Below are 12,482 nucleotides of genomic sequence, written 5' to 3'. Positions count from 1 at the left end.
ATCGAAGATGCGGTCCGGGTGAGGGGTTACTGTCTCACGATGCGTTGCGGCCCCTCACCCGGATTGCACTGGACGGTGCTCCGCATCGCCAGGCGCAATCCGACCTCTCCCCGCTGGGCAGGGCTATCGCATATGGCGCTTTGCGGGGACCTGAGCGCACGCCTCGTCCTTCGAGACGCTTGCTACGCAAGCTCCTCAGGATGAGGCTAAGCAGCATTGGTGCCTGTTGAAACTCGTGCCACGCACCCGCATCCTCATCCTGAGGGCCCGCCAACGGCGGGCGTCTCGAAGGATGGCCACAGGCGAGATCGGCTCCATATGCGATTGCCCTGCCCGCTGGGGAGAGGTGGACCGCGGCGCAAGCAGTTGGACTCCATCGTCGGCGCCCGCCTCACGTGCCCGGCCGCGACACGTCCGTCTCCTTGCTGGTGATGAACTCGAGCAGCACCGGGACGCCATCCTGCGTCTTCTGGATGCCGCGCCTGATCGCGGGGACGATGTCCTCCGGCCGCGTCACCCGCTCGCCGTAGCCGCCGAAGGCGCGCGCCATCGCGGCGTAATCGCCGGAAATGTCGGTCGAGCGATATTTTTCGGTCGAGACCGGCATCACCTTCAACTCGATCGCCATCGAGAAATTGTTGAGCAGGATCGACATGATCGGGATGCGCTCGCGCACCGCGGTCTCGAAATCCATGCCGGTGAAACCAATGGCGGCATCGCCCCAGACGTTGATGCAGAGCTTGTCGGGCTTGGCAAGCTTGGCGCCCATCGCCAGCCCAAGGCCGTAGCCAAGTTGCGTCGTCTTGCCCCAGCCGAGATAGGTGAGGGGCTTTGTCGATTTCCAGAACGGCGAAAGCTGGTCGCGCGGGCTGCCGGCATCGTGCGTGATGATGGTGTTGTCGACGTCGACGGTATGCTGCAAATCCCACAGCACGCGATAGGGGCTCAAGGGGGCGTCGTTGCTGGTGAGCTTCGGCATCCATTTCGCCAGCCACTCCTGGTGCGAGGCCGCGATCTCGGCCGCGACGGCCGAGGCGTCGCGATCCGACGTGACGGTCTTGCCGATCTCCTCCAGCAGTGCGTCGAGCACCAGGCCCGCATCGCCGACCAGGCCGATTTTAGCCTCCACATCCTTGTTGAGGTGGTTGGGATCGAGCGTGGAATGGATAATGGTCTTGCCCTTCGGCATCGCGATGCCGAAATTCGTTTCCGTGAACGAGCAGCCGATGCCGAAGATGACGTCGGCTTCGCCGAGGAATTTCGGCACCGCGCGCGGCACCGCAAGGCCGCCGCTGCCGAGCGAGAGCGGATGCGTCTCCGGGAACGAGGATTTGCCGCCCAAGCTGGTGGTGACGGGGGTCGCCAGCCGTTCGGCGAGCCGCTTCAGCTGCGGCCAGGCCTGCGCGTAATGCACGCCCTGGCCGGCATAGATCACCGGCCGCTTCGCGTTGACGAGCAGGCTGGCGGCTTCCTTGACATGAACGGGATCGGCGCCGTAGCGGGTGCGCAGCACCGGCGTGTAGTCGAGCGGCTCCGGCACCTCCTCGTTCCACATGTCCGAGGGGATCTCGACGATCACAGGCCCGCCGCGGCCGTTCTTCAGCCTGGTGAAGGCGCGGCGAAAGATATTGGCGACCTCAGCCGCCAGGATGATCGGCTCGGACGATTTCGAAAACGGCTTCATCGCCTCGCTGGAATTGAAGCTCGGCTCGATATGCGCAAGCCTGCGCTGATAGCCCATCGGCAGCACCAGCACCGGCACGGATTCGCCGAAGCATTGCGCGACGCCGCCCATCGCATTCTCCGCACCCGGCCCGTGCTGCATGCAGAACGCGCCGATGCTGCGCCCCGACGTGACCCGCGAGATCGCATCCGCCATGTGGATGCCGACGCGCTCCTGCCGCACCATCACGGGGCGGATCTCGGCTTTCGCCGCGTGCTCGATCAGATGGTTGACCGGATAGCCGCAGAGGATCTCGATCCCCTCGCGCCGCATGATTTCCGCGATCGCGGTCCCGAGCTTCATGGCGTCTCTCTCCCTGGCGAGGCCGGTTGATCCGGCTGGTTGGGAAGAGAGGATCAGGAATTACGCGAGGCGTAAAGCGCGCGCGGCAGGTGCGGCGGTAGGCCAGCTATGCATCGCGGGCGTGCACTGGGTTCGGCTGGCGATGATGGCCGCAGCCGCTCGCCCTCGGCGGCACGCGCTCCAGCAGGCGAGAGGCCGCAACCAGATCCGGCGTCTCGAAGCCCTCGGCGAAGCCTTCATAGATCGGGGCCAGCAATCGGACAGCCTTGACCCTGCGGCCGGTCTCGATCCAGTGTGCGGCGAGATCGGTGGCGATGCGCAATTCGAATGTCGCCGCTCCGATGGCGCGTGCTTCGGCGAGTGCCTGTTGCAGCCGTTTTTCAGCGCGTAGCGGCTCGCCGGAATGGAGAAGGACCGCTGCGTCGACCCGCTGAAGTTCTGACCGGCACCAGCGTTCACCCTGACGTTCCTGATGGCCGATCGCCCGCGTGATGGCCTCGCGCGCCTCCGCGATCCGCCCTTGCCGCAAATAGGCGCGGGCGAGGACCGCGAGATAGCTGCCGATCCGCATCAGGAAGCGAGATTCGATCAACTCTTCGATCGCGGCTCGAATATACTCCACAGCGCGCGGATCGCCACGCAAGTCGCGAAGGCAGGCGGAGAAATAGCGCTCGACCGGAACCCAGCGCGAGATGCGCTCGCGTTCCAGGTTGCGACGCAGCCGCATCGTGTAGCTCTCGAGCGCGTCCAGATTGCCGGTTTCGAACGCCACAGGAAGGGCGGCGAGCCCAAGTGCGTTCGATTGCGACACCCAATGACCACTGCGGTCCGCGGCATCGACGGCGTCTTGGGCCAGCCTCGCCGCGTAGTCGGCCTGTCCTTGCATCCAGGCCACGAAGGGCAGGTTGAAGCGGACGGTGATGAACCGGTAGACCTCGTTCGCGTTCTTGCGCGAACGGCCCTCTGCCAGGGAATAGGTTGCCGCAAGACGATCCAGAACAGGGCGGCTCTTGCTCAATTGGCCGGCAAACGCGCGGGCCCAGGCCAGTGCCCGGTCGGCTTCGGACGTTGCCGTCAGGTCACGTTCCCGGTCGGCCAGCGCGGTGGCCTCCTCGAGATAGGTTATGGCGCGCGGGAGCTGGCCGATCTGCAACAGGTAAAAGGCAAAGCCCACCAGCGCACGTTGCTGATACTCGATGTTGCCGGCCCGCCGTGCAAAGGCGATCGCATCGAGCCAGGCAACCTCGTTCTCATTCGACATGTTGCGGGCGTAGAACAGGCTCCATCCAAGGGCGCAGGCGAGCTTTGCCTTCGACAGATCATCGCACGCGACCGTCTTGGCCAAAGCGAGCGCATCGTTCAACCGTGCCTGCGCTTCCGACAGGATGGAGGTTTCCGACCACAAGGTGATCGCCGCGACCGTGAGCCTGATTCCCAGGTGGGCATCGCCTGCGTCTCCGAATGCCCAAGAAAGCGCAGCTCTCAGATCGGCAATGCGACCGAGGTAGCGCTGGGTCCAATCGGCCGGCTCGCGCCAGTTCCACTCCACCTCGGACTGCTCGAACAGCGCGAGGACGCATTCTGCATGGCGGCGCAGTGCCTGGCCGCAGGCCGGATCGGCCAGGCGCCGCTCGGCGGCATACCGCCGCGTGCTGTCGAGCAGCCGATAGCGCAGGCTTGCGCCGCGTGCCTGCGCACTCAACAGCGATTTGGCGACGAGACTGCCGAGGCCGGTGACGACGTCGACCGGGGCGATCCCCGCCGCCTCCGCGACGAAAACCGCATCCTCGGCGTCAAAGGCTTCACTGAACACCGAAAGCAGGCAGAATAGTCTCGCTTCGTTCTGCGGCAGCAGACGGAAGCTCCAGTCGATTGTCGCCATCAGGGTTTCATGTCGCGGCGGCGCGCCCTCGGTGTCGGGGGCGCGAAAACCCAATTTCCGATCGAGCAGCGCCACCAATTCGCGAGGGGTGAACTTGCCGATCTGGGCCGCCGCCAGTTCGATCGCCAGCGGAAGGCCGTCGAGAGCGTGACAGATCGAGGCGACGTCCCCGCAATCGTCACCGGCGAACTGGTAGTCCGACCATTCGGCGGCGCGACGGACGAACAGCTGCACCGCTGGAAACCTGACGGCCTGATCGACGGTCAGGGCGAGGCCGGATTTCGGTGAGGCCAGCGAACCAAGCCGCACGATATGCTCGGTGGCGGTGCCGAGCGGCTCGCGGCTCGTCGCAAGCAGCCTGGACGGCGATGTATCCGTCATGAACTTGCCGGCAAAGATCGTGGCGGCGGGCAGCACATGCTCGCAATTGTCCAGGATGAGCAGCATCTGCCGCGGCCTCAAATAATCGAGAGCCGCAGCCAGATCGTTGTCCGTATTGCCTCTGACGCCCAGCGCCGTCAGCAGCGCCGCGCCGAACAGCGTCGGATCGGAGATCGTGGCGAGGTCGACGAAGCAGACGCCGTCGCGGCACCGTGGTGCAAACGCCTGGGCGACGGCCACCGCAACCGTCGTCTTGCCGATCCCTCCCGTGCCAGCCAAGGTCACGTGCCTGTTGTCGGCCAACAGATCCGCGATTTCGACGATGTCCGCTTCGCGACCAACGATGCCGCGCAACAATGGCGGATTGGACAGGGAAAGCGGATCGGCAAGCGCCAGATCGTCCTCGACGTCGCCGATGCCGATTTGCACGTCCGCGATGAACTTGTAACCGCGGCGCGCCACGGTCGCGATGTAGACGGGCTCGATCTGGGTATCCCCCAGCGAGCGCCGCAGGCTCCACATGTTGACCTTGAGATTGCTGTCGTGGAGGAAGGTACCCGGCCAGGCCGCCGCCATCAGGTCATTCTTGCTGACCAGATCGCCGCAGCGCTGCACCAGCACCTGCAGGAGCTCGAATGCGCGTCCGCCCAGCTTGACGGGGCGCCCCTCGAGAAGGAGCAACTGGCGGCGGGGAACCAGTCGAAATGGGCCGAAGCAGTATGTGAGTTCCCGTCGGCGTGTGCCCCGTTGTCGTGTCTCCGTGGCAGCCCGCATTGACCATTGCCATTCGATCGAAAAGATCGCCTGCAATTATCATGCGCTGCAAAGCTGTTGAAGTGAGCGGTTCTGAATTCGCACGATTGCCGCCGGAATTTGCCGGCAGAATGACTGCGACAAAACCGCTCGCGCGGGCCGGCTATTTCTTGGGCACGCCAAGAACCGCCATGCGCATGACTTCGACGCCGCCATCGGCAAGTTCCGGAAGCTTGGCGAACCACGCCTGCACATAAGGCATGGCATTATGTGCGTCGAAATCGGCTTGGCTGGCGAACACCTCGTAGAAGATGAAATGACCCGGTTTGGCGCGGTCTTCCTGGAGAAAATAGACCAGGTTCTTGGGATCGCCGCGAACCAGGTCGATCAGCGGAAGCGTGGCCGCACGCAACGCGTCTTCCTTCCCGGCCTTGGCGCGCACCTGGGCGACCACCGAATAGGCGCCTTCCGGAATCTCCTGATAGCGCACGCGCGGGGCTTCCTGGGCGACGACCGATGCCGCCGTCGTGGCCATCGAGGCAGCGAAGAGCAGGGCGCCAAGCGAATTGCAGACGAGCTTTTGCATGATGCAGTCCTTCACATTGAGATCATGGGCGCCTCGGCGGGCGACCAGCGGAAGCCGGTCGCCCGACGATTGATGGTCAGCGCACGATTGTCTGCTGGCGCTTTGCCAGGGCCTCGCTGAAGCGCTGCTTGACCGGGCCGAGCGCTTTGACGAATTCGAGCTGCTCGCCCTCAGGCCCCTTGCAATAGATCAGCTCCCAGCCGTTCGAGGGTTCCGCGGTCACCCGGTTCGTGTTGGCGCTGCGCGGAGCGGCCTTGCGATCCGCCTCCGTCATGACGCGGATGGTCCGGTTCGCTCTCACCTGCGTCATGCCGCGGCGCGCGGATTCGGCTTCGAGGTCGGCGATGAACTTGTTGAAGTCGACGTCGTCGCGAACGTAGAAGCAGATGTGCATCATGCGCGGGAAAGCCGGGCTCATGTGCTCCAACGGCTCGGCAAAGCTCTTCGCGCTGCCCATGGGCTGGTCGGCCTCGCGATATTGCAACAGTTCGAGCACCATGTTGTCGAACTGGATGAAGCGGACATCGAGCCGCTGCGCTCCGCTTCTGAGGTCGGGAACGCCGATGGTCCGCGGATTGACCCCGCGCACGTTCGCCTCGATCTCCTGGTCGGCCAGCAGCGTGTTCTGCACCCCGTCGCCCTGGAAGTCGCCGTGACGGAAGACCTCGGAGCCGCCCAGCACCTCCGTATAGAACTGATAGGCCCGCTCCATGTTCTGCACCGTCAGCCCGAAATGCTGGACGCCCTGCAGCCGCGCACCGAGCGGCGCCTCGTTGCGCTCGGCTGACGACATGCCGTCCGGCGCCGCGGACGCGGCTGACGGCATGCTTCCGACCGCAAGACCGGTGATCATCGCGGCGCCTGCCGTGCGAAGCAGGCTGCGGCGCTCGATTTCGGCAACGTTGCAGGTTTCGTCGGTCATTCTCGTCTCCTCGGTCTGTGGGTGATGTCATGTGCCGGTCAGCCGGCGTCCGGAAGCGGAGCCGCCGGATTGACGAGACCGGCCGATCGAAGTTCGCGCCAGAAATCGCCGGGTATTGATTGGTCAAGGGCCGCGCGATCCTCGGCGATGCGGCCCGGGCGACTCGCACCGGGAATGACGGCCGCCACCACCGGATTGGCGAGCGCGAACTGCAGGCCTGCCGCCTTCATGCTGATGCCGTAGCGGTCGGCGATCGCCTTGATGCGCGCCACCTTGTTGAGGATTTCCGCCGGCGCCGGCGCATATTCGAAATTCGGGCCGCCGACGAGCGCGCCCGAACTATAGGGGCCGCCGACGACGATCGCGAGTTCGTGTTCCGCCACCATCGGCATCACCCGCTGGAGCGCCCTTGCATGATCGAGCAGCGTGTAGCGGCCCGCGAGCAGGAAGGCATCGGGGCGCGGCTCTTCGAGCGCGAGCAGCAGTTCGATCGGCTCGACCCGATTGACGCCGAGGCCCCATGCCTTGATCACGCCCTCGTCGCGCAGCCGGTCGAGCGCTTTGAATGCACCCTTGCGCGCGCTTTCGAACACCGAAAGCCATTCGTCGCCGTAAAAGTCCTGCGCGACGTCGTGCACGAAGGCGATGTCGATGTGGGAGGTGCCGAGCCGCTTCAGGCTGTCTTCGATCGAGCGCAACGTCCCGTCCCGGGAATAGTCGTTCACGATCCTGTTCGGGCGCCCGTATTGGAAGACGCCGCCCTTCTCGCCGAGGTCGCGGGCGCCGACATCCTCGATCTCGTCCAGGATCAGGCGTCCGACCTTGGTGCTCACGACATAGTCGCTGCGCGGCCGGCCGGCGAGCGCAGCGCCCATGCGGATCTCGGCCAGACCTGCGCCATAGAACGGCGCGGTGTCGAAATAGCGGATGCCGTCGTCCCAGGCCGCATTCACCGTCGCGAGCGCTTCCTGCTCCGGGATGTCGCGGAACATGTTGCCGAGCGGCGCCGCACCGAAACCCAGTCTTCCCGGCAGAATATCCTTGAGGGCCATATTGCGAGTCCTTCGTCTGTGACCGCCGAGATCATCCGTGCGGCGCGACCGATCTCAGTCGGCTGCGGATGTGTCTGCGCTTCTGATGAACGCGGCGACCTCGCGCGGATGCGACAGCATCACCGCGTGGCTGCTTTTCATCTCCGTCACCTTCGCGCCCGAACGCTTGGCCATGGTGCGCTGTGCGGTCGGGGGGATCATGTGATCCTCGCTCGTCACCATGTAATGGGTCGGCTTCGTCTTCCAGGCGACGCGATCGACCTTGGTCTGCACCGCCTGCAATCCCCAGGGCAGCTGCGCCGCATTCATGAAACGGGTCGTGGCCGGGTCGACATCGGCCGCGAAGGAGGTGGGGAATTTGTCGCGGTCGACGAGGAGATAATTGCCTTCGGCGACCAGCGGAGCCTTGTGCTCGCCGGCCGGTGCCGGCGCTTCCGCCAGCGTGCTGACCGACTCCCCGACGTCGGGAGCAAATGCCGCGAGATAGACGAGGCTGCGAACCTTCGGATTGTCGCCGGCTTCCGTAATGACCATTCCACCATAGGAGTGCCCGACCAGAATGACCGGATGCCGCGCCTTGGCGATCACGCGTTCGGTCTCCGCGACATCGTCTCGCAGCGTGATCGTCGGCTGCTGGACGACCAGCACCTCATAGCCCGCCTTCGAGAGGATGTCGTAGGTGTCCTTCCAGCCCGAGCCGTCGACGAAGGCGCCATGGACAAGGACGATGGAAACGGCCCTCTCGGCCGCGACCGCGGGGAAGGCCGTTGCGATCGACATTGCGGCAAGCGCCGAGACAAGCGTCTTCATACCAGGCTCCATTCTCGATACGGCGGCGTTGCCGTTGATGAGCGCTTCATAGCGTTCGCGAGCACTGCGGTATTTCCGATTCCTGCGCGATGACCGACGCATCTTGCTCATCCGCAGCGCGATCGGCTTTCCAAGCCCGATCGCGCCGCGTTCCAAGCCTTTGCTTTGTCTGCCTTTTACCTCTTTTAACCGCGCCGCCTCTGGACTTCGCTATCGCCGCTTGTGAGAAATTCATAGATCGGCGTGGCGGCGGCCGGGGCCGCAACTCACCACCGGATGGAATGATCGCTCGCTCGCGATACGGAGCCGGGATTCGCCGCAACGAAGCGGAGGTCATGATGGCGCTCGTGACGCATGGAGATCAGAAATATCAGAACAGCGAGAAGCTCGCGGCGACGAGCGATTGGCCGGGGCTGAGCATCGAGCATCGCAAGTTCGAGGCGGGGCGCCAGGCAACGCCTGTCCCCATCTGCACCGAGCTCGTCATGCTGCTGTCAGGCGGCGGGATGGTGTGCCGCGCCGGCAATGGCGAAGTCCAGAAGAGCCTCGCCCGGCCGGGCATGAGCTACCTCGTGCCGGTGGGGACGCAGGAGAGTCACCTCGAGCTTTCGGACCGGATGGAATGTCTTCATCTCTATCTGCCGCCGGAGCTGCTGGATCAGAGCGCGCTTGCGGACTTCGATATCGATCCGGCGAAAGTCGAGATCGCCTACGCGCACGGTCTGGCGGACCAGATCCTCTTCCACATCTGCTCGCCGCTTCGCGACCTGCTCCATCGCCCGCGCCAGCCGACCGACGCGCTGTTCGTGGAGGGAATCCAGGTTGCGCTCGCGGCTCATCTTCTCGGGAGTTATACGATCGACCGCTGGCGCGCACCTGACAAGTCGCCGTCGCTCGATCCCAGGCGTCTCCAGCGCGTGCTGGACTACATCGGGGCTTCTCTTGCCGGCGATATCAGGCTCGAGGATCTGGCGGCCCAGGCTTGCCTCAGCCCGTATCATTTCTCCCGGTTGTTTCGCGAGGCGACCGGATTGTCGCCGCACCGTTACGTGACCGATCGCCGCGTCCAGGCTGCGCGGCACGAACTCGCGCGCGACCGCTTGTCCCTGGTCGAAATCGCCCTGGAATTCGGCTTCGGCTCCCAGGCCAATTTCACGCGCGTGTTCCGCAAGGCCGCCAGTCTTACGCCCGGGCAGTATCGCGAATTGTGCTGCGGCCAAGCCGAGGTGAAAGCCGATCCGGCAATCCGCAGGGATTGCGCATGATTCCGCAGGAATCGGGAATACGGCTCGGTGTGCATCAGGCAGTGCTGTTGTGCCGACGAGGTCCGCTAGGGGATATACCGACATGATCGAGCTCACGGTGAACGGGATCAAGCGCCAGGTCGACGTCGTCCCCGAGATGCCCTTGCTTTGGGTGCTGCGCGACGAGCTCGATATCACCAGTGCCAAATACGGCTGCGGGGTCGCGCAATGCGGCGCCTGCACCGTTCATATCGACGGCAAGGCGGTGCGGTCATGCCAGTCGCATATCGGCGAGGTCGCGGGCAAATCGGTCGTCACGCTCGAAGGCCTCGACAACAAGGACCAGCACCCGGTGATCCAGGCCTGGATCGAGCATCAGGTGCCGCAATGCGGCTACTGCCAGGCCGGACAGATCATGCAGGCCATCTCGCTTCTTGCACGGATCTCCAAGCCGACCGACGAGCAGATCAACCAGGTGATGTCCGGCAATCTCTGCCGCTGCGGAACCTATCCGCGCATCCGCGCGGCGATCCATGCGGCGGCGTCCAGGAAGATGGCGGAGAAGTGAGATGGGCCACATGCAGAGCCTTTCCCGTCGCGCCTTCGTTTTCGGCTCCGCCGCCGTCGCCGGCGGCATCGCCTTCGGCGCCTATGGTAGCGCTGAAGCGGCCGCACCGAGCGCCGATGGCAATCCACTCGCCGTCGGCCTCGGGCCGAACTCGGTGACCTTCAATCCCTGGGTCGAGATCAGTCCGGACAAGATCACGCTGATCGCCCAGCATGCCGACATCGGGCAGGGCGTCGGCTCGGTGCAGCCGATCATGATCGCCGAAGAGATGGACCTCGATCCCGGCCAGTTCGAAGTTCGCTTCGCCGTCCCCAGCCCCGCTTATTTCAACACCGGCTTTGCCGACGAGTTCGCGCCGTTCGTGGCCGCGGACCAAAGCCCGGCTGCGGAGGAAGCGCGCGCCAAGTCGCTCGAATGGCTGAGACAATCCGGCCTGCAGATGACCGGCGGGTCGAGCACGCTGCCGGACACCTACGACAAGCTGCGTGTTGCCGGCGCGGTCGCACGCGAGACGCTGAAGGCCGCCGCTGCCAAACGGTCGGGCGTCGCCGTGGCCGACCTGCGCACTCGATCGGGCCATGTGATCCTGCCGAACGGGACCAAGATCGCTTACGTCGATCTCTCTGCGGACGCCGCAAAAATTCCGCCCGTGCTCGATGCCAAGCCGCGCGATCCCTCGACATGGCGGATGTTGGGCAAGCCGATGATGCGGCTCGACATCCGCGACAAGGTGATGGGAGAGCTGAAATTCGGCATCGACCTGAAGATGGAGGGCATGCTGCACGCCTCCGTCAAGCTGAATCCCAACAAGGGGCAGCCGCTGAAATCCTACGATGCGACCAAGGCCCGGGCGATGCCGGGGGTCATGAAGGTCCTCGAAATCAAGAACGGCGTCGCGGTGATCGCCACCAACAGCTGGTACGCGATGAAGGCGGTCGACGCCATCGTTTGCGAGTGGGCGCCCTCCGTGTATCCCGCGGAGCAGGCCGACCATTGGAAGGTTTTGGAGTCGTCGTTCAAGCCTGAGTTCCTGGGAAAGGAATGGCGGAAGATCGGCGATATCGAGACCGGGCTGAAGACCGGGACACGCGTCGAAGCCGAATACCGCGCGCCCTATGTGGCGCATCAGCCGCTCGAACCGCTCAACGGGATCGGCCTCGTCACCGACAAGGGAATGGAGCTCTGGGTCGGCCATCAGAGCCCCCGCTTCGTGCAATATGTCGCGGCGACGGCGATCGGCCTCAAGCCGGAACAGATCACCTTCCACAATCAATGGACTGGTGGAAGTTTCGGCCATCGCCTCGAATACGAGAACGTCCGCGTTCTCGCCGAGATCGCCAATCAGATGAAGGGCACGCCGGTCAAGCTGGTGTTCTCGCGCGAGGAGGATTTCCTCCAGGACATTCCGCGGCAGATTGCCATCGCCCGGCATCGTGGCAGCGTGGACAAGGGCAAGATCGTCTCGGCCGACCTGCAATTGGCTTCGACGGCGCCGCTCAAGGGATTGCTCGAGCGTTCGGGCAGGCCATCAAAGGATCCCGACGGGCAATTGGCCGCCGGCCTGTGGAACGTCTATTACGACATCCCCCATTTCCGGGGCACGAGCTACGAGGCGCAAGGGTTGTCGCCATGCACTACATGGCGGTCGGTCGGCGCCTCCACATCGGGCTTCTTCACCGAAAGCTTCATCGACGAGCTGATCCACGCGGCCGGTCTCGATCCCATGAAGGCGCGGATTGCGATGTGCACCGTTCCGCATTACCGCAAATTGCTGGAGACGCTCGCGCAAATGTCGGATTGGAAGGGGCCGCTCGGCAACGGCCGCGGGCGCGGCGTCGCGTTCGTCGAATCCTTCGGGACGCCGGCGGCCGAGGTCGTCGAAGTCACGATGACCGACAGAGGCATCAGGATCGACAAGGTCTGGGTAGCAGTCGACGTCGGCAAGGTCGTGGACCCCGTCAATTTCGAGAACCAGGTGCAGGGCGGTGTCATCTGGGGGCTCGGCCACGCCATCAACTGCGAGCTCACCTATGCCAAGGGCGCGGTGCAGCAGACCAACTACAACCACCACGAAGCGATGCGGATCTATCAGTGCCCCGTGATCGAAGTGCGCGGGCTCGAGAACGATCCGAAGGTGAGGGGCGTCGGCGAGCCGCCGGTGCCGCCGGCCGCGCCCGCACTTGCGAACGCGATCTTTGCCGCGACCGGCAAGCGCATCCGCGAGATGCCGTTCAACAAGTTCATCGACTTTGTGTGAG

9 protein-coding genes are annotated in these 12,482 nt (G+C 64.5%); 3 read left to right on the top strand and 6 right to left on the bottom strand.

The genetic code is table 11. The annotated features are described in order from the left end of the window. Nucleotides 1–391 precede the first annotated feature (391 nt). The 6 genes from D6B98_RS06855 to D6B98_RS06830 form a co-directional block, all read right to left on the bottom strand. Nucleotides 392–2,080 carry a thiamine pyrophosphate-requiring protein gene (locus D6B98_RS06855; protein ID WP_283810152.1) on the bottom strand — a complete coding sequence of 563 codons (1,689 nt, stop codon included), beginning with the start codon at nucleotides 2,078–2,080 and terminating at the stop codon, nucleotides 392–394. A gap of 52 nt (nucleotides 2,081–2,132) precedes the next feature. Further along, complete coding sequence (locus D6B98_RS06850; protein ID WP_126256745.1) at nucleotides 2,133–5,063, bottom strand: ATP-binding protein; 2,931 nt, start codon at nucleotides 5,061–5,063, stop codon at nucleotides 2,133–2,135. Between the two features lie 142 nt (nucleotides 5,064–5,205). After that, nucleotides 5,206–5,628 (bottom strand): putative quinol monooxygenase, encoded by a 423-nt coding sequence (locus D6B98_RS06845; RefSeq protein ID WP_245481278.1) that lies wholly within the window; start codon nucleotides 5,626–5,628, stop codon nucleotides 5,206–5,208. A gap of 76 nt (nucleotides 5,629–5,704) precedes the next feature. After that, nucleotides 5,705–6,550 (bottom strand): VOC family protein, encoded by an 846-nt coding sequence (locus D6B98_RS06840; protein ID WP_126256169.1) that lies wholly within the window; start codon nucleotides 6,548–6,550, stop codon nucleotides 5,705–5,707. Between the two features lie 38 nt (nucleotides 6,551–6,588). Then, nucleotides 6,589–7,602 carry an aldo/keto reductase gene (locus D6B98_RS06835; protein WP_126256168.1) on the bottom strand — a complete coding sequence of 338 codons (1,014 nt, stop codon included), beginning with the start codon at nucleotides 7,600–7,602 and terminating at the stop codon, nucleotides 6,589–6,591. 54 nt (nucleotides 7,603–7,656) lie between these two features. Next, nucleotides 7,657–8,412, bottom strand: a complete 756-nt coding sequence (locus D6B98_RS06830) for an alpha/beta fold hydrolase (protein ID WP_126256167.1) — start codon at nucleotides 8,410–8,412, stop codon at nucleotides 7,657–7,659. Between the two features lie 338 nt (nucleotides 8,413–8,750). Between D6B98_RS06830 and D6B98_RS06825 the strand changes: the two genes are divergently transcribed. The 3 genes from D6B98_RS06825 to D6B98_RS06815 all read left to right on the top strand — a co-directional run bounded on the left by D6B98_RS06825 (nucleotide 8,751) and on the right by D6B98_RS06815 (nucleotide 12,481). Further along, on the top strand, nucleotides 8,751–9,677 hold the full coding sequence (locus D6B98_RS06825) for a helix-turn-helix domain-containing protein (protein WP_126256166.1): 927 nt from the start codon (nucleotides 8,751–8,753) through the stop codon (nucleotides 9,675–9,677). Nucleotides 9,678–9,759: 82 nt separating this feature from the next. After that, nucleotides 9,760–10,224 carry a (2Fe-2S)-binding protein gene (locus D6B98_RS06820; RefSeq protein WP_126256165.1) on the top strand — a complete coding sequence of 155 codons (465 nt, stop codon included), beginning with the start codon at nucleotides 9,760–9,762 and terminating at the stop codon, nucleotides 10,222–10,224. A gap of 1 nt (nucleotide 10,225) precedes the next feature. Then, nucleotides 10,226–12,481: a xanthine dehydrogenase family protein molybdopterin-binding subunit gene (locus tag D6B98_RS06815; RefSeq protein WP_126256164.1), complete on the top strand. Its 2,256-nt coding sequence runs from the start codon at nucleotides 10,226–10,228 to the stop codon at nucleotides 12,479–12,481. Nucleotide 12,482 lies beyond the last annotated feature (1 nt).

It is taken from the genome of Bradyrhizobium sp. LVM 105 (assembly GCF_003957705.1).
In the GTDB taxonomy this organism is placed as follows: domain Bacteria; phylum Pseudomonadota; class Alphaproteobacteria; order Rhizobiales; family Xanthobacteraceae; genus Bradyrhizobium; species Bradyrhizobium frederickii.
The sequence above is the reverse complement of the archived record's forward strand: the minus strand, read 5'-3'. Positions and strand labels throughout refer to the sequence as shown.

Bases quoted from the DNA above. Each gene is read 5' to 3' on its own strand.
- D6B98_RS06850 (WP_126256745.1), bottom strand. From the start codon at position 5,063: ATGCGGGCTGCCACGGAGACACGACAACGGGGCACACGCCGACGGGAA.
- D6B98_RS06845 (WP_245481278.1), bottom strand. From the start codon at position 5,628: ATGCAAAAGCTCGTCTGCAATTCGCTTGGCGCCCTGCTCTTCGCTGCC.
- D6B98_RS06840 (WP_126256169.1), bottom strand. From the start codon at position 6,550: ATGACCGACGAAACCTGCAACGTTGCCGAAATCGAGCGCCGCAGCCTG.
- D6B98_RS06835 (WP_126256168.1), bottom strand. From the start codon at position 7,602: ATGGCCCTCAAGGATATTCTGCCGGGAAGACTGGGTTTCGGTGCGGCG.
- D6B98_RS06830 (WP_126256167.1), bottom strand. From the start codon at position 8,412: ATGAAGACGCTTGTCTCGGCGCTTGCCGCAATGTCGATCGCAACGGCC.
- D6B98_RS06825 (WP_126256166.1), top strand. From the start codon at position 8,751: ATGGCGCTCGTGACGCATGGAGATCAGAAATATCAGAACAGCGAGAAG.
- D6B98_RS06820 (WP_126256165.1), top strand. From the start codon at position 9,760: ATGATCGAGCTCACGGTGAACGGGATCAAGCGCCAGGTCGACGTCGTC.
- D6B98_RS06815 (WP_126256164.1), top strand. From the start codon at position 10,226: ATGGGCCACATGCAGAGCCTTTCCCGTCGCGCCTTCGTTTTCGGCTCC.